We start from the raw sequence: 25,342 nt of genomic DNA on the forward strand, positions 1-25,342 counted from the left end.
AACATTTCATACGTTGGAATGATTCACCTGGACGCCCCCGACCAGAAACACCTGCTCCACCTATGCCCTTCCCCCACTTCGGCCGCCGAGCCGCACCGCGATCACGCGCGGCCGTTCGCGGACTCCACGCCCGTGCCCTTCCCGCCGACCTGTCCTTCCGTGCGGCGTTCGCCGCGGTGCCGTCGGTTCGCTCGTTGCTTCCGCGGCGCGCCGGCCTCGTGCTCCTCGGTCTCGGATTCGTCGGGGCGATGGTCATCAGCTCGAGCGTTCCCGCCCTCGCCGTGAGCGCGAGCGACACGACGGTGTCGGTGTACGCACCGGCCCAGGGCGCCGGAGACACGGTCGTGCTCGAACCGCAGACCATCGAGGTCGCGAGCGACGCCGTCATGCCGGCCGCCGTCGCCGGTGCCACCGCGAGTGTGAGCGCCTACTCGGTCGAGGCTGCTCCGCCGCCCATCCTGTCGCAGGTGGCGAGTGTGGGATCCGTCTCGCTCATCGAGACCGACCGCATCGTGTGGCCGGTGCTCACGCCCGAACGGCGCAGCGACGGCTTCGGCCCGCGCTCGGCACCGTGCGCCGGGTGCTCGACGGTGCACGACGGCGTCGACTTCAATCCCGGCAACGGCTCGCCGGTCGTGTCCATCGCCGACGGCGTGGTCGTGCTCGCCACCGAGAACGGCGGCGGCCTCGGCGTGAACATCGAGGTGCAGCACAACATCGGCGGCACCCTCGTGACCTCGTCGTACGCCCACATGCAGAGCGGCTCGATGCGGGTCGGGGTCGGCGAGAAGGTCACTGCCGGACAGCAGCTCGGCCTCGTCGGCACGACCGGTCAGTCGACCGGACCGCACCTGCACCTCGAGATGTTCGGCGCCGACGGCGCTCGGTTCGACGGCTTCGCCTGGCTGGCGATGCGCGTCACCGGCTGATCCTCAGCGGCTGACCGTCAGCGGCTGAACCCGGGGGAGCGCTTCTCGAGGAACGCCGCGACGCCCTCGCGCATGTCGTCGGTGCCGACCGCCTCGGTGAATCCGCCGATCTCGATCGCCACGGCCTCCTCGGTCGGGCGTCCGGCGGCGCCGACGAGCACGCGCTTCGCATTCGCGACCGCGACCGGCGAGCTCTGCGCGATCTGCGCGACCGTCTCGCGGGCGCCCGCGAGCAGCGCGTCTCGGTCGGCGAATCGACGCACCACGAGGCCGGCCTCGACCGCCTCCTCGATGCCGATGCGGCGTCCGCTGTAGATGAGCTCCCTGGCCCGCGCCGGGCCGACCACTCGGGGCAGGCGCACGGTGCCCCCGAAGCCCGGAATGAGCCCCAGGCGCACCTCGGGCTGGCCGAAGCTCGAGGCATCCGTCGCGTAGATGACGTCGCACGCGAGTGCGAGCTCGAGCCCGCCGCCGAGGGCGAATCCGTCGACGCACGCGATCACCGGCGCGTCGCAGCCCTCGATGCGAGCGGCGACCCGGTGGCCGAGCTCCGCGGAGCGGCGGCCCTCCTCGGGTGTCGCGCCCGCCATTCCGGCGATGTCGGCACCGGCGACGAACGCGCGACCGCCGGCGCCGACGAGGAGCACGCCCCGAACGGATGCCGCGGCATCCGCGATGCGCACGAAGGCGTCGTCGAGCGCCTCGAGCACCGTCGACGAGAGCGCGTTGAGCGCCTTCGGACGGTCGATCGTGACGATCGCGACGTCGCCGTCGAAGACGAGGTCGACCTCGGGGCGGGCGGGTTCGGTTTCGGCCGTCATCGTCATCGATCCTCTCGGTTGGGCTGCGTCTTCACGCTACGGCATGCGCTCGATGGAGCGCGGCGTCGCGGGCGGCGCCGGTGACGGTCCGTGGCCGTGCGGTCGGCTCGCCGCTAGAATCCGAGGACACCCCGAAGCCACCGAGGAGTCCTGATGCCATCACCGTCGACCAGTGCCCGGATGCCGCGCACGATCGTTCGCGCCGCACTCGCCGTCGCGACGGCGGGGCTCGCCGCGGGCCTGCTCACGGGCTGCGTGAATCCCGTCGAGGACCTCGTGCAGAACGGCGTCGAAGACGCGATCGAGGGCGCCACGGGCGGAGACGTGAGCCTCGGCGGCGAACTGCCGGCCGGCTTCCCGTCGGAGATCGCGATCGTCGGCGGCGAGATCACCGTCGGCATCGGCACCGGCGATTCGAACGGCTGGGTGGTCGTCGTGAAGTCGACGGAGGCCGACCCGGCGACGGCTGCGGCCGCCGCGCTCGAGGAGTCCGGTTTCGCGGAGGACACCACCATGACGCAGGAGCAGCGCGACGCGCTGACCGGTGGCCAGCTCGACGCGAAGCTCTACTCGAACGACTCCTACTTCGTGCTGCTCGCCGTGCAGGAGGACACCGTTTCGTACACGGTGACGCCGAAGTGAACGAGCTCGGCGAGGCCGGCCTCGTGAACCGCATCGCGACGCTCGCGCTCGCCCTCATCGTCGGTGCGATCTACGGCACGCTCGGCACGGTCGGCCACCGTCAGGCATGGCAGGTCGGCGACGTGACCCTGCCGTGGGGACTCGTGCTGGCGCTCATCGGCGTCGCGGCACTGCTCGTGGCGTTCCGCACGATCGGCGGGGGGCGCCTGGTCGCCGCCGTGGCCGGGCTCGGCGTCATCCTCATGGTCGGCCTGCTCACCCTGCCCGGCCCCGGTGGTTCGGTGCTCGTCGTGGGTGATCTCACCGGCACGATCTGGTCGATCGGCCCGGCGCTCGTCACGGTGTTCGTCGTGGCGTGGCCGCGCCTGCCCGCGCGGACCGCGAACCGACCCGGCGGCACCGACGGGGGTCGGTCGTTCTCGACGACCGACGACGGCCGGGCGGCGTCGCCTGGCCTCGGCGCGGCATAGACTGAAGTCCCAGTCTTCCGAAAGGACCGCGAGCCAAGTGACCTACGTCATCGCCCTTCCGTGTGTCGACGTCAAAGACCGTGCCTGCATCGACGAATGCCCGGTCGACTGCATCTACGAGGGTGAGCGCTCGCTCTACATCCACCCCGACGAATGCGTCGACTGCGGCGCCTGCGAACCCGTCTGCCCCGTCGAGGCCATCTACTACGAAGACGACCTCCCCGACGAATGGGCCGACTACTACAAGGCCAACGTCGAGTTCTTCGACGACCTCGGCTCGCCCGGCGGCGCCGCCAAGGTCGGCGTCATCGCCAAGGACCACCCCGTCATCTCCGTGCTGCCCCCGCAGGCGCACTGACATGGCGCTCGGCACGCTGCCCGACTACCCGTGGGACCTGATGACCCCGTACCGGGAGCGCGCGGCCGTGCATCCCGACGGCGTCGTCGACCTCTCGATCGGCTCGCCGGTCGATGAGACGCCCGCGGTGATCCGCGACGCGCTCTCGGCCGCGACCGACGCGCACGCCTATCCGCAGACCGTCGGAACGCCCGAGCTCCGCCGGGCCATCGTCGAGTGGTTCGAGCGTCGCCGCGGCGTCGTCGGCACGGGGCTCGGCGAGCGCAACGTGCTGCCGACGATCGGCTCGAAGGAACTCGTCGCACTCCTGCCGCTGATGCTCGGCGTCGGCGAGGGCGACGTCGTCGTGCATCCTCGCGCCGCGTACCCGACGTACGCGATCGGTGCGGCCATCGCCGGAGCCGACGCCCTCGCGTCCGACGATCCCGCCGAGTGGCCGGCGGAGACCAGGCTCGTGTGGCTGAACAGCCCTGGCAATCCCGACGGTCGCGTGCTCGACGTCGACGCCCTGCGGGCCGCGCAGGCCAGGGCTCGCGAACTCGGCGCCACGATCGTGAGCGACGAGTGCTACGCCGAACTCGGCTGGGACGCCCCGTGGGACGCCGAGCGGGTGCCGAGCATCCTCGATCCCCGGGTGAGCGGCGAGGATCGAAGCAACACCCTCGCCGTCTACTCCCTCAGCAAGCAGTCGAACATGGCCGGCTACCGAGCCGCGTTCATCGCCGGATGCGGGCGGCTCATCGAGCAGCTGACGAACGTGCGCAAGCACGCCGGCCTCATGCTGCCCGCGCCGCTGCAGGCCGCCATGGTGGCCGCGCTCGGCGACGATGCGCACGTGGCAGCGCAGAAGGCGCGCTACCGTGCACGCCGTGACGTGCTGCTGCCCGCGCTCGAGGCCGCCGGATTCCGCATCGACCGCAGCGAGGCCGGCCTCTACCTCTGGGCCACCGAGGGTCGCGACGCCTGGGAGTCCATCGGTCGACTCGCCGACCTCGGCATCGTCGCCGGTCCGGGCCACTTCTACGGCGATCACTACCCGCAGCACGTGCGGCTCTCGCTCACGGCGACCGACGAACGCGTCGCCGCCGCAGCGCGCCGGCTCGCGGCATCCGCCGCCTGAGTCGAGGCGCATTCGGCCGGCCCGTCGCGCGGCAGCATCCCTCGGGCTGCCGCGGGTGCGGCCTCGTTGTGGCGCTGGGACAGCGCGGGCGGGGCCGATCCGGTCGCAGACTGTCGAAACCGGCAACTCCACTCCGGTTCTCTTGGCGGATGCGACAGTGTGCCCCAGCCACGTCTAGGCTGTAGTTCGGACCGCGGCCGAACCGCGCCGCGGGTCGGAAAGCAGGTGACCGCACTTGACGATCACAGGAGGCGCCGTGAGCGACGTCGTGAACAACGCCGAAGGCCAGAAGCCCCTTCAGGCGACCCTGAACTTCCCCGGTGGTACCGCGGAGTTCCCCATCCGTGCCGCCGTCGACGGCGCCTCGAGCATCGACCTGTCGACGCTGACGCGACAGACCGGGTTGACCGCACTCGACTACGGATTCGTCAACACGGCGTCGACGCAGTCGGCGATCACGTACATCGACGGCAATCAGGGCATCCTGCGCTACCGCGGGTACCCGATCGAGCATCTGGCCGAGCACTCGACGTACCTCGAGGTCGCCTGGCTGCTGCTCTACGGGTCGCTGCCGAGTGCCGACGAGCTCGGCGAGTTCGACGAGAAGATCCGCCGCCACACGCTGCTGCACGAAGACCTGAAGGGGTTCTTCTCGGCGCTGCCGCACACGGCGCACCCGATGTCGGTGCTCTCGAGCGCGGTGTCGGCGCTGTCGACCTATTACGAGGGCCAGGACGACGACGTCGAACTGACCATGATCCGCCTGCTCGCGAAGCTGCCGGTCATCGCCGCGTACGCGCACAAGAAGAGCCTGGGCCAGGCGTTCCTGTACCCCGACAATTCGCTGAGCTTCGTCGACAACTTCCTGCGCCTGAACTTCGGCAACATGGCCGAGCCGTACGAGATCGACCCGGTGCTCTCCAAGGCGCTCGACCGCCTGCTGATCCTGCACGAGGACCACGAGCAGAACGCGTCGACGTCGACCGTGCGCCTCGTCGGCTCGACGGGTGCGAACCTGTACGCGTCGATCTCGGCCGGCATCCAGGCGCTCTCGGGTCCGCTGCACGGCGGTGCCAACGAGGCCGTGCTGCAGATGCTCGCGCAGATCCGCGACTCCGGCGAGGGCGTCGGCCGGTTCGTCGAACGCGTCAAGCGAAAAGAAGACGGCGTCAAGCTCATGGGCTTCGGGCACCGCGTCTACAAGAACTACGACCCGCGCGCCAAGCTCGTCAAGGAGTCGGCCGACGAGGTGCTCGCAGGCCTCGGCGTCTCCGACCCGCTGCTCGACATCGCGAAGGAGCTCGAGCAGTTCGCGCTCGAGGACGACTACTTCAAGGAGCGTCGTCTCTACCCGAACGTCGACTTCTACACGGGTGTCATCTACAAGGCCATGGGCTTCCCGACCCGCATGTTCACCGTGCTGTTCGCGATCGGCCGCCTTCCCGGCTGGATGGCGCATTGGCGCGAGATGAACCTCGACCCGCAGACCAAGATCGGTCGCCCGCAGCAGTTGTACGTGGGCGAGCCCGAGCGCCGCTACCCCGGCGCCTGAGCGCACGCGGCACCGTCGCCCGCCGATGCGGGTGAGCCGATGCCGCGGCAACCGAGACGCCGAAGGGGCGCCACGTTCGCGTGGCGCCCCTTCGGCGTCGGTGCCGTGCGGCGTCGCGCTACTCCGCCGTGGTCTCGTTCGGTGGCGGTGACGGCGCCGGGGTCACGCCGGCCACCGGGCGCAGGCTCAGGGTCTCCTTCGCGGCCCCGCGCACGGCGTCGAGGGTGAACGGCCACGTGCGGGTGTCGCCGTGCTGCCAGAGGGGCGCCTGGTCGGTGTAGTTGGCGTGGAACGCGTGCCCCGACGCCCCGGTGAGGTTGATCCACGTCGAGGCGTCGAAGTCGCTCAGGTCGACGACCATGCGCATCGACGGCACCCAGTCGACGCCGTAGCCCTGCGTGGCATCCCATCCGATGGCGTCGACCACCGACGATCCGCCGCCGAGCTCGTAGGGGCCGCGGTTGAACAGCCATTCGATCGGCGCGATGCCCGAGGTGCCGAAGCTCTGGTTCGTGAGGGTGAGCGTGTGCAGGCGCCCCCAGCGCCAGGAGTCGGCGTTGCCGCCCATGCGGCTGGACGCCTCGCTCCAGGCCTCGTCGAGGGCGTTCGCGATCATCGCGTCTCGGCCCGCGATGCCGAGGCGCTCGTTGGTCCACCAGGAGGCGTCGGGCTCGGCGAGCAGGGTGCCGACGACGTCGAACCACCGGTCGCCGCCGGTGGGGCGGGTCTGCTCTGGCAGCGTCTCGAACATGTCGGCGAGCAGCGTGCGCCAGAACACGGCGAAGTACGCGGCCTCGGGGCTGTCGGCGTCGGCCAGGCCGTTCCAGCCGGCGAGGAGGTCGGCACCTCGGGCGGCGTCGCCCGAGAGGTCGAGTTCGGCGATGACGGGGAGGAACGCGGCGGCATTCGCATCGCTCGTGTCGAGCTGGATGCGCGTGAAGTCGTCGGCGGTGAGCTTCTCGCCGGCGTCGACCTTCTCCTTCAGGAGGCGCTCGATGGCGGCGGCGCGGTAGCCGTAGTCCCAGTCGGCCGTGAGGAACGGCCCGCCGTTCGCGACGGCGTTGTTCGCGGTCACGAGGTAGCCCCTTGGCGGATTCAGGACGTTCGGCAGGTCGCCGAAGGAGATCTCGCCCGCCCAGCCGACGTCGCTCGTCCATCCGGCCTGCGGGAGCGTGCCGTCGCCGCGCTTGCGGATCGGGATGGCGCCGGGGGCCTGATAGCCGATGTTGCCGTCGATGTCGGCGTAGATGAGGTTCTGGGCCGGCACGTCGAACTGCGACGCGGCGGTGCGGAACTCGGTCCAATCGCGCGCGCGGTCGAGCGCGAAGATGGATTGCGCGGTCGTGCCGGGCGTGAGGGCCGTCCACTGCAGCGAGAGCTCGGAGGTGCCCTCGGGGGCGCCGGATGCCGCGGGGTACGTCTCGGCGACGGCGGCGAAGTCCGAGCCGATGCCCGTGACGATGGGCCCGCGCCCGGTGGATCGCACGGTCACCGTCACGGGCGCGCCGCCGGCCACCTCGATCGTCTCCTGGCGCACGGCGAGCGGCATCTGCGCGCCGTCGAGCTCGTATGTGTCGTCGGTGACGCGTTCGAGGTAGAGGTCGGCGACATCGGGCCCGAGGTTCGTGAACCCCCACGCGATGCGCTGGTTGTGGCCGATGATGATCCCGGGCAGGCCCGCGAAGGTGTAGCCGGCCGTGTCGAACGTGCACTCGTCGGTCAGCGCGGCGCAGTGCAGGCCCATCTGCGCCCAGATCGAGGGCAGGGCCGGTCCGAGGTGCGGGTCGTTCGCGAGCAGGGGCAGGCCCGACTCGGTGAGCGCGCCGGAGACGACCCACGAGTTGGACCCGATGTCGTTGCCCTCCGGTCCGAGCAGCGCGGGAATCCCGTCGAGGGTGGCGCGCAGCGACGTGAGCGCGGCCACGTACTCGGCGTCGGCGGCAGCGGCCTCGTCGCCCACGGGGGCGGATGCCGCAGCCGGCGCGCTCGCGGCATCCGTCACCTGGGCGTCGGAGGCGAGCGGGGTCGCAGCGCCCGCCGAGGCCGGTGCCGAGGCGGCGGGCAGGCCGTCGACGATGGTGGGCGCGGTCGACCAGTCGAACCCCGGATGCAGCCGTGCGACCTCCTCGGCGGGCAGCGCCGTCGAGAGCAGCGCGCGATCGATCTCGTCGCCGAGGTTCGACCTGAGGTCCCAGGCCATGGCCTTGAGCCAGGCGATCGAGTCGACCGGGGTCCAGGGCTCGGGGGAGTAGCCGGGGTTCTGCAGGCCGAGCACGGCGTACTCGAGCGACAGCTCGGCGCCGCTGCGGGTGGCGAGATAGGCGTTCACGCCCTCGGCGTAGGCCTCGTAGTAGGCGCGCGAGGAGGCGTCGAGCATGTCGAACTCCTGCTCGGCGATGCCGCGCCAGTCGAGCGTGCGGATGAACGTGTCGGTGCCGACCTGCGACGCCCCGAAGAGCTCGGCGAGCCGCCCCGCGGTGACGTGGCGCCGGAAGTCCATCTCCCAGAAGCGATCCTGCGCGTGCACGAAGCCCTGCGCGTAGAACAGGTCGTGGTCGTTGTCGGCGACGAGTTGGGGGATGCCGGCATCGTCGCGGTACACGCTCACGGGGGCGACGAGGCCTGGGGCGTCGAGCCGCCCGCTCGTCGTGGGGAACGACCGCTGCACGGTCCACCAACCGACGCCGCCCGCGACGATCACGAGCAGCAGCACGACGGCCAGGAGCCACGTGAGCGCTCTCAACCAGCTGTGGTGTCGGGTTCTGGGTGCGTCGGTACCCACGTCACTCCTTCGTGATCGCCGATGACGACGGCCGCCGGGCAACGGCCTGAGGCACCACTGTAATGGAGCGCGCGGGCCCTGCGAACGGCCCTTCGGAACTCAGGCGTGCAGGGCAGTGTTGAGCGTCACGCCGTGGCCGTCGCGCGAGAGCACCTCGACCCGGCCGTTGACCGAGTTGCGGCGGAACAGCAGGTTCGGCACGCCCGAGAGCTCGACGGCCTTGACGGTTCGCCCGTCGCCATCGCCGAGGAGGGCGACCTTGGTGCCCGCGGTGACGTAGAGGCCCGCCTCGACGACCGTGTCGTCGCCGATCGAGATGCCGATGCCGGAGTTCGCACCGAGCAGCGCGCGCTCGCCGATGGCCACGCGCTGCGTGCCGCCGCCCGAGAGGGTGCCCATGATCGAGGCGCCGCCGCCGATGTCGGACCCGTCGCCCACGACGACGCCCTGCGAGACGCGCCCCTCGATCATCGATGTGCCGAGCGTGCCGGCGTTGAAGTTGACGAAGCCCTCGTGCATGACCGTGGTGCCCGGGGCCAGGTGCGCGCCGAGGCGCACGCGCGAGGCATCCGCGATGCGCACGCGCTCGGGGGTCACGTAGTCGAGCAGGCGCGGGAACTTGTCGAGCCCGGTCGCGTGGATGCCCGCCCGCTGCAGCGCCGGCCGCAGCCGGTCGAAGTCGGCGGGGTGCACCGGGCCGGCGTTGGTCCAGACGACGGCCGGCAGATGGCCGAAGATGCCGTCGAGGTTGATCGTGTTCGGGGCGGAGACCAGGTGGGAGAGCAGGTGCAGGCGCAGGTACGCGTCGGCGGTGCTCGCCGGTGCCGCGTCGAGGTCGATCGTGAGCTCGACGGTCTCGACGCGCACGTTGCGCCTGGCGTCCTCGCCCGCGAGCGCCGCGTGCTCGGGGCGCAGTGCGGTCGCCTCGTCGCCGAGACGCGGCGCCGGGAACCAGGCGTCGAGCACGGTGCCGTCGCCGGCGATGGTCGTGAGGCCGGCGGCGGCGGCGGTGCGGGCGGGGCTGGGGGCGGCGTCGTTCGCAGGCATGGTCCAAGGGTAGCGATGCGGTCGGGCGGATGACGCGGCGCGTCGGCTCGCGGCGGTCGCGCCGACGTCGTGCACGCCGTTCGACTGCGGCAGCCGCCGCCATCCGTAGACTCGACGCATGCCGTCAGCCGATTCCGCGCCGCCCGCGCTCGACCCGACCGCCGACTCCGTCACGCTCACGAGGGCCATCTGCGACATCCCCAGCGTGTCGGGCGACGAGACGGTGCTGGCCGACCTCGTCGAGCAGGCGCTCGCCACGGCATCCCACCTCGAGCTGTACCGCGACGGCGACACGATCGTCGCGCGCACGAACCTGGGGCGCGAGCGCCGCGTCGTGATCGCCGGGCACCTCGACACGGTGCCGATCAACGGCAACGTGCCGACCCGCTTCGAGACCGATGGCGGCGTCGACTACCTCTGGGGCCGCGGCACGACCGACATGAAGGGCGGTGTCGCGGTGGCGCTGAAGCTCGCCGTCGAGCTCGCCGAGCCCGCCTACGACGTCACGTGGATGTTCTACGACCACGAGGAGGTCAACGCCGAGCTGAACGGCCTCAAGCGCCTGGCCGAGTCGCGGCCCGACCTGTTCGAGGCCGACTTCGCGATCCTCGGCGAATCGTCGAACGGGCAGGTCGAGGGCGGATGCAACGGCACGCTCCGCGTCGAACTGCGCACCAGGGGCACCCGCTCGCACACCTCGCGCCCGTGGATGGGCGTCAATGCGATCCACGCGCTCGCCCCGGCGCTCGAACGGCTGGCGGCCTTCGAGGCCGAGACGGTCGAGGTCGAGGGGCTGGCCTACCGCGAGGGACTCAGCGCCGTCGGCATCCGTGGGGGAGTGGCCGGCAACGTCGTGCCCGACGAGGCGGTGCTCACGGTCAACTACCGCTTCGCACCGAGCCGCTCGGTCGACGAGGCGATCGCGGCCATGCGCACGCTGTTCCCCGAGTACGAACTGACCGTGACGGATGCCTCGGCCGGCGCACGTCCCGGGCTCGACGACCCGTTCGTGCAGGGGTTCCTCGCGGCTGTCGGCGCCGAGGCCAGGCCGAAGTACGGGTGGACGGATGTCGCGCGCTTCAGCGCGCTGGGCGTGCCCGCCGTGAACTACGGGCCCGGCGACCCGAGCCTCGCGCACACCGACGACGAGCGCGTGCGCCTCGATGCGATCGTCGCCTGCGAGGTGGGCCTGCGCTCCTGGCTGACCGGCGCGTGATGCCCGCATGACCGACGTGAGCGCCGACGCGGCGGCCCGCGACCCGGAACCCGATCCCGCGACGGCACGCGGATCCGAGATGCGCGAGCCCGACCCGTTCCGGGCGACGCGGTGGTCGCCGCGGGTGCGGTGGCGCCTCGCGCCGTGGTGGCTGCGCGTGATGCTCGTCTTCGCCGGCGCGCGCGCGATCACGACCGTGTTCGTGCTCGCCCTCGCGAGCGTGCAGGGCGCGAATCCGTGGACGTCCGCGAAGCCGGGCTACTTCGAGTTCGCGAACATGTGGGACGCCCGCTGGTACCAGATCATCCTGCTCTCGGGGTATCCGAGCGAGCTGCCGCAGACGGCGGACGGCCACGTCGCCGAGAACGCGTGGGCGTTCATGCCCGTCTACCCGGCCTTCGTGGGCATGCTCACGTGGTTCCAGATGCCGTGGAACGTCGCCTCGGTGATGGTGTCGCTCGCGGCGGGCCTCGGCGCGGCACTCGTGTTCCACCGGCTCATGTCGCGGTTCCTCGAACCGGATCGGGCGATGTTCGCCGTCGTGCTCTTCTGCGTGGCGCCCGTCTCGCCGATCATGCAGTTCGGCTACGCCGAGTCGCTCGGCTACCTGCTGCTCGCCACGGCGCTGCTGCTGCTCGTCGATCGGCGCTACGGGTGGCTGTTCCCGGTGATCGCGCTGTGGTCGTTCACCAGGCCGGGCGCACTCGCGTTCGCGTTGACGCTCGGCCTGCACTGGCTGTGGCGCTGGTGGCGGCGGCGAGACGACCCGTTCCCGATGCGCGAACGCGTGCTCGCGGCATCCGCCACCGCCTTCGCGGTGCTCTTCGGATTCGGCTGGCTGCTCGTGGCCGCGATCGGCACCGGCGACCTGCACGCCTACACCGACACCGAGCTCGCCTGGCGCGCCGCGTACATCGGGTACGGCGAGCTCGTGCCGTTCACGGCCTGGTTCGAATCGGGCGGATGGTGGCTCGGGCAGCCGCTCGGCGCGCTCGCGGTCGTGGCGCTGATCCTCGGCTTCGGGCTCGTGCTGTTCACGCGGCCGGTGCGCCGGCTCGGGGTCGACATCCGGCTGTGGTCGGCGAGCTACGCGCTGTACCTGCTCGCGGTGTTCTTCCCGCAGTCGAGCGTGTTCCGCATCACGTCGCCGCTGTTCCCGCTGCTCGGGGCCGCGGCGATCCCTCGCGCGAGGTGGTACCGCTGGGGCATCGTCATCGTGTTCCTCGCGCTGCAGATCGGATGGCTGCTCATCGCGTGGGGCATCGACGGCCGCGACTGGACGCCGCCGTGACCCCCGTCGTGATCCGCCCGGCGATCATCGCGGTGATCGGGGCCTGAGGCCGCCCGTGCGACGTTTCGCGGCGCTGCGGGTCGCCCTGAGTCATCCACAGCCTCACGGCGATTTCTCAGGACTGCTTCCGATGAACGATAATGGGAAGGTACAGCCACGAAAGGGGTAGCTCAATGGCGGCCATGAAGCCACGCACCGGAGACGGGCCTATGGAGGCTGTGAAGGAGGGTCGGCTGATCATCGTGCGGGTACCGCTCGAGGGCGGCGGACGCCTTGTCGTCTCGGTGAACGATGCTGAGGCCAAGGAGCTCTACGACGTGCTCGGCGGCGTCGTCAACCCGGCCTGACCAGTTCCACTCGTCTCGAGCCGAGCCCGCGGTGCGGTGCTCGGCTCGAGGCATGCCCGGAGGCGCGTTGCCGCCTCCCGCAGGGCGCCCGCGCGCGGTGAATGCCGCGTCACGAGGTCGTGACGCGGCATCCGTCGTCTTCGAGGGCCCAGGCGCCGGAGGTCTCGGCCGCCGGCCCGCGGGTCAGGCGCCGAGCTTGACGATCTGCAGCAGTCCGTCGCCCGCGGGGGAGACGGCCGTGGCCACGGCGGGCGATGCGGCGAGCTCGGTGATGAGCGCGCGGAACGCCGTCGCCTCGTCGTCGCGGCGCGCAGGATCGGCCACGCGCCCGCGCCAGAGCGATCGGGCGACGAGCACCGAGCCGGTCGGCTTGGCGAGCCGGAGCCCGTGCTCGACGTACTCGATGACCGAGCCGGCATCGGCGTCAATGAACACGATGTCGTAGGAGTTCTCGTTCATGCGGGGGAGCACCTCGCTCGCGCGCCCGGCGATGAGTCGCACGCGGGCGGCGGCCACGCCGGCATCCGCGAAGTTCTCGCGGGCGGCCTGCAGGTACTCGTTCTCGGTGTCGATCGAGGTCAGCAGCGCACCGCGGGCGGCCTGCAGCATCCAGAGACCCGACACGCCGACGCCGGTGCCGATCTCGATGATCGACTCGGCGCGCGCGGCGGCCGCGATGACCGCGAGCTGTGCGCCGACGGCGGGCGAGACGGGGTCGATGCCGAGCTCGACGGACTGCTGGCGCGCGCGGGCGACGGCCTCGCTCTCGACGACGGATTCGTCGACGTACTTCCAGTTCAGGTCACGTTCGGACACGATGCGGCTCCCGGCACTCTCTCAGCTGTCAAGCCTACGGCCAGCCGCGTGTGCGATTCGCACGCCTCGCCGCCGACTATCCTGTAACGGTGTTCGGTCTGACGTTCGAGAAACTCCTCATCATCGGGGTGATCGCCGTGTTCCTGCTCGGCCCCGAACGCCTGCCCCATTACGCGGCGCAGCTCGGCAAGTTCGTGCGATCGATGCGCGACTTCGCCAACGGCGCGAAGGACCGCATGCGCGAGGAGATGGGCCCCGAGTTCGACGACGTCGACTGGCAGAAGCTCGACCCTCGCCAGTACGACCCGCGCCGCATCATCCGCGACGCGCTGAGCGACGCCGATCCGTTCGCGGCGCCTGCGACGCCCGTGGTGGCCAGGGCGGCGGTCAACGAGAACTCCGCCTACCTGCAGCGGAAGCGCAAGCGAGAGGCGCTCGGCGCGGGCGACCTCGCCCCGTTCGACTCCGAAGCGACCTGAGCCGCGGCATCCGCCTCGAACCGCGCGGGATGCCGCGGCGACGCGTCAGGCGCGGCGGATCGCCTTCAGCGCCTGCGAGACGAGCACCATGACCGGCACGAGCGTGCGGTACTCGGCGGCCGTGCGCGGCAGCGGGATGAGGCCGGTCGAGCGGGCGACCGTGATCGGCTCGACGAAGCGCAGCAGGCCCTCTCGGCCGTTGCGGCGGCCGACGCCCGACTGCTTGACGCCGCCCATGGGCGCCGAGACGGCCGAGAACGACCCTCGGTAGCCCTCGTTGATGTTGATGCTGCCGGCCTCGAGGGCGTCCGCGACGCGTGACGCGTGCCGCTGCGAGCCCGAGAAGATCGACGCGTTCAGGCCGTACTGGCTCTGGTTCGCGGCGACGATCGCCTCGGCATCGCCGTCGACGAGGTAGAGCGACGCGATCGCGCCGAACGTCTCGTCGGCGTACACGCTCATCTCCGGCGTGACGCCCGTGAGCACGGTGGGCTCGAAGAACCACGGGCCGAGGTCGGGCCGCGCCGTGCCGCCGACGAGCACCGTCGCGCCCTTGGCGACGGCGTCGTCGAGGTGCGCCTGCACCCTGGCGAGCTGGGCGGCGCTCGTGAGCGAGCCGTAGTCGGCCCGGTACTCGAGCTCGGAGCCGAGTGCGGCGCCCTGCAGGCGCGTCACGAGCTCGCGCTGGAACGCGCCGGCCACCTTGCGGTCGACGTAGAACCGCTCGACCGAGACGCAGAGCTGGCCCATGGCCGAGAACGCGGCGTGCGCGGCGCCGCGGGCGGCGTCGACGGGCTCCGCGTCGTCGAGCACGAGCAGCGCGTTCTTGCCGCCGAGCTCGAGCGAGGCGCCCACGAGGCGTCGGCCGGCCTTCTCGGCGACCTTGCGCCCCGTGGCCGTCGAGCCCGTGAAGCAGATGTAGTCGGCGACATCCGTCACCGCTTCGCCCACCTCGGCCGCGGGGCCGGTGACGACCGCCCAGAGGGCCTCCGGGACGCCGGCGTCGATGAACGCGCGACGCAGCGCGAGGATCGACAGCGCGCCCTGGTCGTCGGCCTTCTGCACGACCGCGCAGCCGGCCGCGAGCGCCGGCACGACGTCCATGGCGGCGAGGCTGAGCGCGTAGTTCCACGGCGTGATCACGCCGGCGACGCCCTTCGGCCGGTACCGCACGCTCGCGGTCAGCACGGTCGGGATGCCGCCGCGGCGGGCCCCGCCGCGCAGCACCCTGCGCGCCTCGAGGGCGTTGAACCGGGTCACGGATGCCGCCTGGAACACCTCTTCGAAGGCCTGGCCGCGCGTCTTGCCGCTCTCGAGCTGGATCAGGTCGAGCAGCAGCTCGCGCCGCTCGAGCACGAGATCGTGCGCCCGGAGCAGGACTCGGCGGCGCTCGGCGAAGCCGGCCCTGGCCCACGCCAGCTGGGCGATGCGGGCGCGAGCGGTCGCGTCGAGCACGTCGGCGGCGCTCGACTGCGGCAGAGAGTGCAGGGTTTCGCCGGTGGACGGCGTCGGCACCTCGACCGTGGCGTCGCTCGAAGCGACGATCTCGGCGGTGAGGCGGGCGAACAGGTCGGGGGAGGCCAGGGTGGCGCGCATGCGGCACAGTCTAGGACAGTTGACCCACTTCGGTCCGATCGGCTTCGCGGAGCGCACTACACTGCCTCCATGACCGCAACGGAGCGCCCCCTCTCCCGTGGCGTCGTCACCCGATACGCCATCGGTTCCCTCGGAACCGGTGGCTTCGCGACGCTGCCCGGACTCGTCCTCGTCTTCTACATGACCGACACCCTCGGTGTCACCGCGCTGTTCGCGGGCCTCGTGGTGACGGCGGCGAAGGTCTGGGACGTCGTCATCGACCCGTGGATCGGCGAGCACAGCGACCGTGCGCTCGCCCGCACGGGCACGCGCCGCACCTGGATGCGCGTCGGCGCCGTCGCGCTGCCCGTCGGGTTCGTGCTGACCTTCGCGGTTCCTGCCGGACTCGCGCCCGCGGCATCCGGCGTCTGGGTGTTCCTCGCGTTCCTCGCGACGGCGACGGCGTTCAGCCTGTTCCAGGTGCCCTACATCGCGCTGCCCGCCGAGCTCACCTCCGACTACGACGCGCGCACCCGGCTGCTGTCGTGGCGCGTGGTCGTGCTGAGCCTCGCGATCCTGCTCTTCGGCGCCGGCGGGCCGGTGCTGCGCCGCATGGGCGGCGACGACGAATCGCTCGGCTACCTCGTCATGGCGATCGTCGCCGGCCTCGTGATCGGCGCGGGCATGCTCATCGCGGTCTCGACGGCCCCGCGCGGCCTGCCCGGGGTGCAGGCGCCGCGCCGCGGCATCCGTGCGGCCTACGCCGAGGGCTTCGCGGCGCTGCGCCGCAGCCCCGCGTTCCGCGCACTGCTCGCGACCTTCGTGCTGCAAGGCCTCGCGACGGGCGTCATGCTGGCCGGCGCGAACTACGTCGCCGTGTGGGTGCTCCGGAGCGAAGACGCGCTCACGCTCCTGTTCGTGGCGCTCATCGCGCCCGCCGTGCTCTGCGCACCGGTGTGGAGCCGCATCTCGCGCGGCATCGGCAAGGAGCGGGCGTTCCAGTGGGCGAGCCTGCTGTTCGCCGTCGCCGCGCTCAGCATGGTCGGCATGATCTGGGCCCCCGGCGCGTGGGTCTACGTGCCCGTCGCGCTCGCCGGTGCCGCCTACGCGGGCATGCAGACGCTGCCCATGGCGATGCTGCCCGACGTCATCTCGCACGACGCCCGCGAGCACGGCGAGGGCCGCGCCGGCAGCTTCGGCGGCATCTGGACCGCCGGCGAGACCGCGGGCATGGCGCTCGGCGCGACCGTGCTGACGATCGTGCTCGCCCTCACCGGCTACCTCGAGTCGACCGGTTCGACGGTCGTCGAGCAGCCGTCGGCCGCCGTGGCGGGCATCGCCGTGAGCTTCAGCGCGCTGCCCGCGCTGCTCGTGTTCCTCAGCCTCGTGCCGCTGTCGCGGTACGGTCTCCGGCGCAAGGACATCGTGGCGGATGCCGCTGCTCCGGCCGCTGCGGTGCCCGACGCCGCGACCCCACCCGCTTCGGCCGCCTCCCCGGCGCAGCCGACCCCCAGGAACGACTCGCAGGAGACGGTGTGACCATGAACGACTTCCGACGCGACCCCGCCGAAGTGCTGGCCGAGCTCGCGGCCCTGCGCGAAGGCGATGCGCCGACGCACGGCGGCCGGGTGCTCTCGTACGTCTACGACTCCGGACTCGCCGAGCTCGATGAGCTCGCCGCCTCGGCCGCGCGACTCGTGCAGCCCGTCAACGGCCTCGACCCGACGACGTTCACCTCGGTCGCCGCCATGGAGGCCGGTGTGGTCGGCTTCGCGCGTCACGTGTTCCACGGCGGGACCGACGGCTCCGACTCGGCCGAGGTCGTCGTCGGCTCGGTCACCTCCGGCGGCACCGAGAGCTGCCTGCTCGCCGTCAAGACCGCACGCGACGCCTGGCGCTCGGTCCGCGTCGGCACCCCGCGCATGCCGCGCATCGTCGCGCCGATCACGGTGCACGCCGCGTTCCACAAGGCGGCCGAGTACTTCGGGCTCGTGCTCGACCTCGTGCCCGTCGATCCCGCGACCGGCACGCTCGCGGCATCCGCGATCGAGGATCGACTGGGCGACGACGTGGCGCTCGTCGTGGTCTCGGCCCCGTCGTACCCGTTCGCGAGCCTCGACCCGGTCGCCGACGTCGCGGCGGTGTGCCATGCGCGCGGCATCGCCCTGCACGTCGACGCCTGCATCGGCGGCTTCGCGCTCGGCTTCTGGCCAGACCGCCTGCCCGCATGGGACTTCGCCGTGCCCGGCGTCACGAGCCTCTCGGCCGATCTGCACAAGTACGGGTACGCGCCGAAGGGCGTCTCGGTGTTGCTCACGCGCGGCCGCGACCGGCAGCGCCACCAGTACTTCCGCACGACCGGGTGGCCCGGCTATCCCGTCGTGAACCCCACGATGACTGGCTCGAAGCCCGCCGGTCCGCTCGCGGCGGCCTGGTCGATCATCGAGGTGCTGGGCGAAGACGGCTTCGCCGAGCTCTCGGCGAAGACGGCGCGTGCCACGGCGGCGCTCCGCGAGGTCGTCGAGGGCATCGAGGGCCTGCGGGTCGTCGGCGTGCCGACCGGTCCGCTCTTCGCGGTCGCCGTCGACGAGTCGGTCGAACCCGAGCGTCGCGTCGACCCGCACCACTGGGCGGATGCCGCGCGCGCCTCAGGCTGGCTCCTGCAGCTGCAGCCGGGGCTCGTGCAGTCCGACGGCACGCGCCTGCCGCACACCACGCACCTCACGATCACGCCCGTGACCGAGGGCGTCGTCGACGACCTCTCCTCGGCGCTGGTCGCCGCGGCCGACGCCGTGCGCGGCGTGCCGCAGGTCGACGGGCAGCTGGTGCTCGCGGGCCTCGCCGACGCGCTCCCCGGGGGCATCGAGCCCCTGCTCGCGACCTCGGGCGGGCTCGACTCCGACACCGCCGCCGGCCTGCTCGGCGCGATCGGGCTGCTCGGTGCCGGCGACGGCGGACTCCCGGCGCAGATGGCCCCCGTGCTCGCGCTCGTCGAGGCGCTCCCGTCGGAGCTCACCGGGCGCCTGCTCGTCGAGCTGCTGGCGCGCGTGGTCGAGCCGCGCTCCTGAGCCGCCGCGCGTCGTTCGCGGTCAGTTCGACGGCAGGCCGCACCGCTCGGTGAAGTAGGCGAAGAGGTCCTCCTTCAGCGCGGCCGAGGCGCGCACCTCGTACTGGCCCGACCAGCCCTCGCTCGTCGTCACGACGAGCGGCAGGATGGTGCCGCGCTTGTCCTCGGCACCGGCGTGCGGGTCGCACCGCGCCGGTCGCACCGGCAGCGAGATCGTCGACGGCGCGTCGGAAGCCTCGACGTGCGCGCTCGTCGTCGACCAGTTCAGCCCGTCTTCGGCCGAGAGCAGGGTGGTGCCGAGCACCTCCGAGAGGTCCACCGAGCCGGATGCCGCGCCGGTCGGCTGCACGGCGATGTCGAGGTACGCGCGGCGGTCGACACCCGATCCCGTCGAGCGCAGGTGGTCGGCGAGGGCGAACGCGGCAACGGACTCGACGGCGCCCGCGAGGCATCCGCTGTTCTGCAGGCGCGGGAGCGTGTCGTACGGGTCGTCGGCCGGGATGGTGCCCGTCGCCGAGCCGCCGTCGGCTGCGACCGTGACGAGCGTGACCTCGGCCGGACCCGCGTCGCCGTCGCAGCGCGCCGGCGTCACGTCGACACGGTACTGCACCGACCGGCCATCGGCGATCGTGCGCGGACCCTCGAAGTGCAGGCCGGGTTCGAGGCCCGGCGCCTCGACGTCGAACGACGCGAACTCGAGCTCCGACCCCGTGCCGTTGTCGAGCTGCACCACGAGGCGGCCGTCGACGACGTCCTGCCGGCTCTGCAGGACGCTCGCGGAGATGCCGGCGGGCAGGTCGGACGTCGGGCCGTCGTCGACGGGCTGCTGCGCGCACGCCGCGGTCGCGACGACGGCGAGCAGCGCGAGCGCGCTCGCGGGCAGGCGCACTGCGCGCGCACGCCGACCGTTGCGGCGGGCGGCGGCGCGCGGCATCGGGATCACCGCACCGAGACGTCGAGCCTGCGGCCGGAGAGGTGGCGGGGCCGCGTCGCGATGACCCCGGCGACCCGTTCGATGGCCTGGGCGGCCGGATCGTCGGGCGCGCCCGCCACGACCGGGATGCCCTCGTCGCCGCCCTGCCGCAGGGCGATGCTGAGCGGCACGCTCGCGACGAGCGGAACGGCCTCCGACTGCCCTGCCGAGAGGCGTCGCGCGACCTCGGCGCCGCCACCCGACCCGAACAGGTCGAGCACGGTGCCGTCGGGGCCCGCGAGCCCGGCCATGTTCTCGACGACGCCGATGATGCGCTGGCCGGTCTGCCGTGCGACGACGCCAGAGCGCTCGGCGACGTCGGCCGCCGCGGGCTGGGGGGTCGTGACCACGAGCACCTCGGCGTTCGGCAGCAGCTGTCCGAGCGAGATCGCGATGTCGCCGGTGCCGGGCGGCAGATCGATGAGCAGCACGTCGAGGTCGCCGAAGTAGACGTCGGTGAGGAACTGGTTGAGCGTGCGGTGCAGCATCGGGCCGCGCCACGCGACCGCGACCGACGAGGCGCGCGAACCGGGCTCGGCGGGCTCGACGAACATGCCGATCGAGATGACCTTCACCCCGTGCGCGACGGGCGGCAGGATCATGTCGTTCACCTGCGTCGGGCGCGCGGCGAGGCCGTCGCCGTCGACCAGGCCGAGCAGGGCGGGGATCGAGAACCCGTGCACGTCGGCGTCGATGAGCCCGACCGACAGGCCGCGCGCCGCGAGCGCGACCGCGAGGTTCGCCGTGAGCGTGGACTTGCCGACGCCGCCCTTGCCGCTCGTGACCGCGATGACCCTGGTCAGGGTGCCCGGGCCGAACGGGTTGCCGCGGCCGGCCTTGGCGCCGCGGAGGCGCTCGGTGAGCGCCGTTCGCTGCGCCGGCGTCATGACCGTGAGCGTGACGTCGACCGCGCCCTCGCCGGCGACCGTCTCGGCCGCCTGTCGCACGTCGCGCTCGATGCGATCGGATGCCGGGCAGCCGACGATCGTGAGCCGCACCACGACGTGCACGCGATCGCCGTCGACCGACACCGACTCGAGCATGTCGAGCTCGGTGATGGGCTTGCGGATCTCGGGGTCGATGACGGACTCGAGGGCTCGGCGCACCGCCGCCTCGAGCTCGGCGGGGTCGCTCGCCTCAGGAGCGAGGTGCGGCATTCGCGGCATCCTCGTCATCTTTTCGATCGAGTTCTTCGAGGACGGCCCGCAGCTCCGCCCGGATGAAGTCCTTCGACGCGAGGTCGCGCATGGCCAGGCGCAGGGCGACGACCTCGCGCGCGAGGTACTCGGTGTCGGCGAGGTTGCGCTCGGCGCGCTGGCGGTCCTGCTCGATCTGCACGCGGTCGCGGTCGTCCTGACGGTTCTGAGCCAGCAGGATGAGGGGGGCGGCGTACGACGCCTGCAGGCTCAGCACGAGCGTGAGCGCCGTGAACCCGATGGCGACGGAGTCGAAGCGCATGTTCTCGGGGGCGAAGGTGTTCCAGAGCATCCACCCGATGGCGAAGACCGAGAGTCCCAGCAGGAAGCCGGGCGTGCCCATGCCTCGCGCGACCCACTCGGTGAATCGCCCGAACCGGTCGTTGTCACCACTCCGGCGGAACTGGGGTGGACGCCGACTGCCCTTCGGGGTGTCGAAGCGCCGTTCGTCGGCGTTGTTAGCGCGTGCCATCTGCTGCCCTCCTCGCGGTGCTCGGGATCGGGATGCTCCCGGTCGTCAGTTGTGCGCGGGCGGTCGCGCGTTTGCTCACCTCGTCGTCGTCTTCGGGATGACTTCGCCAGTCATCGGGCAGCAGGTAGTCGAGCACGTCGTCGATCGTGACCACGCCGACGAGTCGGTGCTTCTCGTCGATGACCGGAACCGACACCAGGTCGTAGCTGGCGAGGATGCGGCTGACCTCGGCCGCCGACGTGTCGGCGCCGACGGGCTCGAGGCCCTGGTCGATCAGCGTGCCGAGGCGCTCGTGCGGGGGATACCGCAGCATGCGCTGGAAGTGCACGACGCCGAGGAACCGCCCGGTGGGCGCCTCGTACGGCGGCAGGGTCACGCACACGGCCGCTCCGAGGGCCGGGGGCAGGTCGTGCCGGCGGATGAGGGCGAGCCCCTCGGCCACCGTGGCATCGGCCGAGACGATGATCGGCTCGGTCGTCATGAGCCCGCCGGCCGAGTCGGGGCCGTACGAGAGCAGCATGCGCACGTCTTCGGCCTCTTCGGGCTCCATGAGCTCGAGCAGGTGCTCGCCGCGCTCCTCGGGCAGTTGCGCGATGAGGTCGGCGGCGTCGTCGGGCTGCATGTGGTCGAGCACGTCGGCGGCCCGGTCGTCGCCGAGACCGGAGAGGATCTCGACCTGGTCGGACTCGGGCATCTCCTCGAGCACGTCGGCGAGGCGATCGTCGGAGAGCTCTTCAGCGACCTCCTGACGGCGTGCCACCGGCAGGTCGAGGAGCGTGTTCGCGAGGTCGGCGGGCTTCAACTCGGAGTAGGTCGCGATGAGCTGCTCGGCGGACTGCGCCTCGCCCGAGGCGGCGAGCTCGCGCACCTCGCGCCAGGTGACGTAGGCCGACTGGCCCTTCGAGAACGGCGATGCGCCCTTGGGCCGACGCACGAAGAGCTGCTCGACCTCCCACTCGCCGGGCTCGCGCTCCTCGATCGAGACGTCCTCGACGGTCGCCTCGCCCGAGCCGTCGTTGAACGACACCTTGCGGCCGAGCATCTCGGCGATCACGCGGACCTCGCCGCCGCGCTGCTCGAAGCGGCGCAGGTTGATGAGGCCGGTCGTGATGATCTGGCCGCCGCTGATCGAGGTCACGCGACCGATCGACAGGAACACCCGGCGTTTGCCGGGGACCTCGACGATGAGTCCGACCACCCGCGGGGGATCGTTGCGGCGGTACACGACCAGGACGTCGCGCACCTTACCGACCCGATCACCGGCGGGGTCGAAGACGGCGCATCCGGCGAGTCGGGCTACGAAGACTCTCGTTGCGCTCACGGTACCAACTTAGCCCGTGGGAGGATGAGGACGTGAGCACCTCATCGCCGTTCGGCGGCCGCATGTCCAGAGCCTTCCCGACCTTGCCGCAGGGCGAGACGGTCGCGAGCTTCGAGACGTACGCCGAGGCGCAGGCGGGGGTCGACGCGCTCGCGAAGGCCGAGTTCCCGCTCAAGGAGCTCGCGATCGTCGGCACCGGGCTCACGAGTGTCGAGCGCATCACCGGCAAGCTCACCTGGGGCCGTGCGGCCGGGGCCGGTGCGCTCTCTGGCGCATGGTTCGGCACGTTCCTCGGCCTGCTCTTCTTCATCTTCGCGCCCACGCCGTCGTCGGTCGGCATCCTGATCTCCGCGGTGCTCATCGGCGCGGGCTTCGGCATGATCTTCAGCGTCGTCTCGTACTCGGTCAACCGTCGACGTCGCGATTTCACCTCGGTCGCGCAGGTGCTCGCCACGAGCTACTCGATCGTGGCGGAGTCCGCGCACGTCGAGCGCGCCCGTCAGGTGCTCGGCGTGACCGAGGCGCCCGCGCCGGCGTTGCCGGTTCCCGGCGCCGCGACCCAGGCTCCCGCGACGCCGCGCACCCGGACCTCCGCCGGCCAGTACGGCGAGGTGACGGATGCGCCGGATGTCGCGACCGCCGACGCGGCGCCCGCCTCCGAGAGCGGGGCGGGCCGGGCATCCGCGGCCTCCGACGACTCGGTTCCCGACGCGCCTGCCGTGCCCGAACCCGACGCGGCGGAGCCGCAGGGACTCACGTACGGCGAAGCGCTCGACGCGGCCCGCCGGGCGGAGCGCGATCGGCGACGGTCGGGCGGCGACGCCTGAGCATCCGGGCGGGCGTTGCTGCGAGCCCGCTGAGTTCCGCCACGAAGCGGTGACTCGCGACATATCGTGTTCGGATGGTCACCGATCAGGAACTCTCCCGCGAGATCGTCGAGGCCGAGCGGCCCGATCGTCCGATCCGGCGGTGGCTGCGCGGCATCCGTCGTCGCATCCACGACCGCCCGACGCTCCGGCGCACCTACCGCGTGCTCGTCGGCGTGCTCGGCGGCATCGTCGCCGTCGTCGGACTCGCGCTCGTGCCGCTGCCGGGGCCGGGCTGGCTCGTCGTGTTCCTCGGGCTCGCGATCCTCGGCACCGAGTTCGCCTGGGCGCGCCGGCTCGCGGCCTTCGCCACGCGTCAGCTCGCGCGGTTCTGGGCGTGGTGGCGGGCCCGCCGCGCCGCTCGGTCGAGCCCGGACGCCACCGCCTGAGCGGCACCGGCCGAAGCGGTCAGGCCTGCTGTGCTCCCTGCACCCAGGCCTCGACGTCGGCGACCGTCCGCGGGATGCCCGCCGACAGGTTCTCGGCGCCGTCGGCGGTGACGAGGATGTCGTCCTCGATGCGCACGCCGATGCCGCGGAACTCCTCGGGAACCGTGAGGTCGTCGGGCTGGAAGTAGAGCCCTGGCTCGATCGTGAAGACCATGCCCGCCTCGAGCACGCCGTCCATGTACATCTCCCGGCGGGCCTGCGCGCAGTCGTGCACGTCGAGCCCGAGGTGGTGGCTGGTGCCGTGCACCATGTAGCGGCGGTGGAACTGGTTCTCGGGCCGAAGCGACTCCTCGGCGGAGACGGGCAGGAAGCCCCACTCGGCGGTCCTGCGTGCGATCACGGCCATCGCGGCGGCGTGCACCTCGCGGAAGACCGCACCGGGACGCACGACGGCGAACGCGGCATCCGCTGCCTCGAGCACGGCCTCGTAGACCCGGCGCTGCACGTCGGAGAACGCGCCGTTGACCGGGAACGTGCGCGTGATGTCGGCCGTGTAGTACGAGTCGAGCTCGACGCCCGCGTCGAGCAGCACGAGGTCGCCTGGCACGACGGCGCCGTCGTTGCGGGTCCAGTGCAGGATCGTCGCGTGCGGGCCGGCCGCGGCGATCGAGCCGTAGCCGACGTCGTTGCCGTCGAGGCGGGCGCGTGTGGCGAACACGCCCTCGATGACCCGCTCGCCGCGCACCTCGGCCGTGATGCGCGGCAGCTCCTCGAAGACCTCGGTGAAGCCGCGCTGCGTCGCGTCGACCGCCGCGCGCATCTCGGCGATCTCGTACTCGTCCTTCACGAGGCGGAGTTCGGAGAGCACGCGGGCGAGCTCGGCGTCGGGCTCGTGGTCGCCGCCGAACTCGAGCGAGAAGGGCGCATCCTGTGCGTTCGTCGACAGCGCCTCCTCGGCCGCGAACCGGATGCGGGCGTGGTCGATGCGCTCCGTGAGGGCGGCATCGGCCTCGCGCAGCACGAGCGTCGAGGTGTCGACCGCCGCGACGACGGCCTCGAGTTCGTCGAGGCCGCGGGTGCGGATCGCCAGATCGGCCGAGACGTGCGCCAGCGACGGGCGCGCGCCGATCCAGAACTCGCCGATGGCGGGGTTCGCGTAGAACTCCTCGGAGTCGCGGCCCGCGCGCTCCCGGAAGTACACGGTCGCGATGTGGCCCTCACGACCCTCGGGCTCGAGGACGAGCACGGCACCGGGCTCGGAGTCGGAACCCCAGGCGGTCAGGTGCGCGAACGCGGAGTGGGCGCGGAACGGGTAGTCGGTGTCGTTCGCGCGCTGCTTCATGTCGCCGGCGGGGATCACCAGGCGGATGCCGGGGAACGCCGCCGAGACGCGTGCCCGCCGGGTCGCGGCGTACGAGGCCTGCTCGCGGGCCGTGGGCAGCGCCTCGTCGCGCGTCCCCCAGCCGCTGCTGATGAAGTCCTTGAACCCGTCGGAGCCCGGCGTCGTCGAGCGGTTCGCGTTGCGACCGTCCTCGTCGGCGGATGTCGCGGCTGCCGTGGTCTCGGTGGTGGTGGTGTCGCTGGTGGCCATGCCTCCATTGTCTCACCGGTCG

The 25,342-nt window shown here is 72.0% G+C and carries 24 protein-coding genes; 14 read left to right on the forward strand and 10 right to left on the reverse strand.

Annotated features, from left to right (window positions below):
* The first annotated feature begins 62 nt into the window (after window positions 1-62).
* A complete protein-coding gene (locus ABIC29_RS06050; RefSeq protein ID WP_354243584.1) occupies window positions 63-929 on the forward strand; it encodes a M23 family metallopeptidase in 867 nt (288 codons plus the stop codon).
* Window positions 930-946: 17 nt separating this feature from the next.
* On the opposite strand, the gene ABIC29_RS06055 is transcribed toward ABIC29_RS06050, so the two are convergent.
* Window positions 947-1,750 carry an enoyl-CoA hydratase/isomerase family protein gene (locus ABIC29_RS06055; protein WP_354243587.1) on the reverse strand — a complete coding sequence of 268 codons (804 nt, stop codon included), beginning with the start codon at window positions 1,748-1,750 and terminating at the stop codon, window positions 947-949.
* Between the two features lie 153 nt (window positions 1,751-1,903).
* Here ABIC29_RS06055 and ABIC29_RS06060 point away from each other — a divergent pair, with 153 nt between their 5' ends.
* The 5 genes from ABIC29_RS06060 (at window position 1,904) to ABIC29_RS06080 (ending at window position 5,892) form a co-directional block, all read left to right on the forward strand.
* Entirely contained in the window at window positions 1,904-2,392 is a 489-nt protein-coding gene (locus ABIC29_RS06060; protein WP_354243590.1) for a hypothetical protein, read from the forward strand.
* Window positions 2,389-2,862, forward strand: coding sequence for a histidinol dehydrogenase (locus ABIC29_RS06065; RefSeq protein WP_116081303.1), 474 nt, complete (start codon window positions 2,389-2,391; stop codon window positions 2,860-2,862). The genes ABIC29_RS06060 and ABIC29_RS06065 overlap by 4 nt, the downstream gene beginning before the upstream one ends.
* A gap of 37 nt (window positions 2,863-2,899) precedes the next feature.
* Complete coding sequence (fdxA, locus tag ABIC29_RS06070; RefSeq protein WP_055853876.1) at window positions 2,900-3,220, forward strand: ferredoxin; 321 nt, start codon at window positions 2,900-2,902, stop codon at window positions 3,218-3,220.
* Window position 3,221: 1 nt separating this feature from the next.
* Window positions 3,222-4,340, forward strand: coding sequence for a succinyldiaminopimelate transaminase (gene dapC, locus ABIC29_RS06075; RefSeq protein ID WP_116081305.1), 1,119 nt, complete (start codon window positions 3,222-3,224; stop codon window positions 4,338-4,340).
* A 268-nt stretch (window positions 4,341-4,608) separates the two neighbouring features.
* Window positions 4,609-5,892 carry a citrate synthase gene (locus ABIC29_RS06080; RefSeq protein WP_116082455.1) on the forward strand — a complete coding sequence of 428 codons (1,284 nt, stop codon included), beginning with the start codon at window positions 4,609-4,611 and terminating at the stop codon, window positions 5,890-5,892.
* A gap of 118 nt (window positions 5,893-6,010) precedes the next feature.
* On the opposite strand, the gene ABIC29_RS06085 is transcribed toward ABIC29_RS06080, so the two are convergent.
* Both ABIC29_RS06085 and dapD read right to left on the reverse strand, forming a co-directional pair.
* Window positions 6,011-8,674 (reverse strand): penicillin acylase family protein, encoded by a 2,664-nt coding sequence (locus ABIC29_RS06085; RefSeq protein WP_354243595.1) that lies wholly within the window; start codon window positions 8,672-8,674, stop codon window positions 6,011-6,013.
* 99 nt (window positions 8,675-8,773) lie between these two features.
* Complete coding sequence (gene dapD / locus ABIC29_RS06090; RefSeq protein ID WP_116082457.1) at window positions 8,774-9,721, reverse strand: 2,3,4,5-tetrahydropyridine-2,6-dicarboxylate N-succinyltransferase; 948 nt, start codon at window positions 9,719-9,721, stop codon at window positions 8,774-8,776.
* Between the two features lie 118 nt (window positions 9,722-9,839).
* Between dapD and dapE the strand changes: the two genes are divergently transcribed.
* The 3 genes from dapE to ABIC29_RS06105 all read left to right on the forward strand — a co-directional run bounded on the left by dapE (window position 9,840) and on the right by ABIC29_RS06105 (window position 12,575).
* A complete protein-coding gene (dapE, locus tag ABIC29_RS06095) occupies window positions 9,840-10,937 on the forward strand; it encodes a succinyl-diaminopimelate desuccinylase (protein ID WP_354243598.1) in 1,098 nt (365 codons plus the stop codon).
* 7 nt (window positions 10,938-10,944) lie between these two features.
* Complete coding sequence (locus tag ABIC29_RS06100; protein WP_354243601.1) at window positions 10,945-12,228, forward strand: hypothetical protein; 1,284 nt, start codon at window positions 10,945-10,947, stop codon at window positions 12,226-12,228.
* Between the two features lie 173 nt (window positions 12,229-12,401).
* The gene (locus ABIC29_RS06105) at window positions 12,402-12,575 is read left to right on the forward strand and encodes a DUF3117 domain-containing protein (RefSeq protein ID WP_067875042.1); all 174 of its coding nucleotides are present in this window, start codon (window positions 12,402-12,404) and stop codon (window positions 12,573-12,575) included.
* Between the two features lie 183 nt (window positions 12,576-12,758).
* Here ABIC29_RS06105 and ABIC29_RS06110 read toward each other — a convergent pair whose 3' ends face one another.
* The gene (locus tag ABIC29_RS06110; RefSeq protein WP_354243606.1) at window positions 12,759-13,391 is read right to left on the reverse strand and encodes an O-methyltransferase; all 633 of its coding nucleotides are present in this window, start codon (window positions 13,389-13,391) and stop codon (window positions 12,759-12,761) included.
* Between the two features lie 89 nt (window positions 13,392-13,480).
* Between ABIC29_RS06110 and ABIC29_RS06115 the strand changes: the two genes are divergently transcribed.
* Window positions 13,481-13,870: a sec-independent translocase gene (locus tag ABIC29_RS06115; protein ID WP_116081309.1), complete on the forward strand. Its 390-nt coding sequence runs from the start codon at window positions 13,481-13,483 to the stop codon at window positions 13,868-13,870.
* A gap of 45 nt (window positions 13,871-13,915) precedes the next feature.
* Here the strand turns inward: ABIC29_RS06115 and ABIC29_RS06120 are convergent, their stop codons facing one another.
* Entirely contained in the window at window positions 13,916-15,466 is a 1,551-nt protein-coding gene (locus ABIC29_RS06120; protein WP_354243609.1) for a succinic semialdehyde dehydrogenase, read from the reverse strand.
* 69 nt (window positions 15,467-15,535) lie between these two features.
* Here ABIC29_RS06120 and ABIC29_RS06125 point away from each other — a divergent pair, with 69 nt between their 5' ends.
* Entirely contained in the window at window positions 15,536-16,984 is a 1,449-nt protein-coding gene (locus ABIC29_RS06125) for an MFS transporter (RefSeq protein ID WP_354243612.1), read from the forward strand.
* 2 nt (window positions 16,985-16,986) lie between these two features.
* The gene (locus ABIC29_RS06130) at window positions 16,987-18,513 is read left to right on the forward strand and encodes a pyridoxal phosphate-dependent decarboxylase family protein (protein WP_354243615.1); all 1,527 of its coding nucleotides are present in this window, start codon (window positions 16,987-16,989) and stop codon (window positions 18,511-18,513) included.
* A 21-nt stretch (window positions 18,514-18,534) separates the two neighbouring features.
* Here ABIC29_RS06130 and ABIC29_RS06135 read toward each other — a convergent pair whose 3' ends face one another.
* From ABIC29_RS06135 to ABIC29_RS06150, 4 genes are read right to left on the reverse strand one after another with little or no spacing between them, the layout of a single operon-like run.
* On the reverse strand, window positions 18,535-19,446 hold the full coding sequence (locus tag ABIC29_RS06135) for a hypothetical protein (protein ID WP_354243617.1): 912 nt from the start codon (window positions 19,444-19,446) through the stop codon (window positions 18,535-18,537).
* A 5-nt stretch (window positions 19,447-19,451) separates the two neighbouring features.
* Complete coding sequence (locus ABIC29_RS06140; RefSeq protein ID WP_116081314.1) at window positions 19,452-20,642, reverse strand: Mrp/NBP35 family ATP-binding protein; 1,191 nt, start codon at window positions 20,640-20,642, stop codon at window positions 19,452-19,454.
* Window positions 20,623-21,153, reverse strand: a complete 531-nt coding sequence (locus tag ABIC29_RS06145) for a DUF1003 domain-containing protein (protein ID WP_116081315.1) — start codon at window positions 21,151-21,153, stop codon at window positions 20,623-20,625. Before ABIC29_RS06145 ends, ABIC29_RS06140 begins: the two co-directional genes overlap by 20 nt.
* The gene (locus ABIC29_RS06150) at window positions 21,140-22,474 is read right to left on the reverse strand and encodes a magnesium transporter MgtE N-terminal domain-containing protein (protein ID WP_116081316.1); all 1,335 of its coding nucleotides are present in this window, start codon (window positions 22,472-22,474) and stop codon (window positions 21,140-21,142) included. Before ABIC29_RS06150 ends, ABIC29_RS06145 begins: the two co-directional genes overlap by 14 nt.
* Before the next feature lie 32 nt (window positions 22,475-22,506).
* On the opposite strand from ABIC29_RS06150, the gene ABIC29_RS06155 reads away from it, so the two are divergent.
* On the forward strand, window positions 22,507-23,301 hold the full coding sequence (locus tag ABIC29_RS06155) for a YflT domain-containing protein (protein ID WP_354243622.1): 795 nt from the start codon (window positions 22,507-22,509) through the stop codon (window positions 23,299-23,301).
* A gap of 74 nt (window positions 23,302-23,375) precedes the next feature.
* The gene (locus ABIC29_RS06160; RefSeq protein ID WP_116081317.1) at window positions 23,376-23,729 is read left to right on the forward strand and encodes a TIGR02611 family protein; all 354 of its coding nucleotides are present in this window, start codon (window positions 23,376-23,378) and stop codon (window positions 23,727-23,729) included.
* A 19-nt stretch (window positions 23,730-23,748) separates the two neighbouring features.
* Here ABIC29_RS06160 and ABIC29_RS06165 read toward each other — a convergent pair whose 3' ends face one another.
* Entirely contained in the window at window positions 23,749-25,320 is a 1,572-nt protein-coding gene (locus tag ABIC29_RS06165) for an aminopeptidase P family protein (RefSeq protein WP_116081318.1), read from the reverse strand.
* Window positions 25,321-25,342: the final 22 nt, after the last annotated feature.

The organism is Agromyces sp. PvR057 (assembly GCF_040547485.1).
Classification (GTDB): domain Bacteria; phylum Actinomycetota; class Actinomycetes; order Actinomycetales; family Microbacteriaceae; genus Agromyces.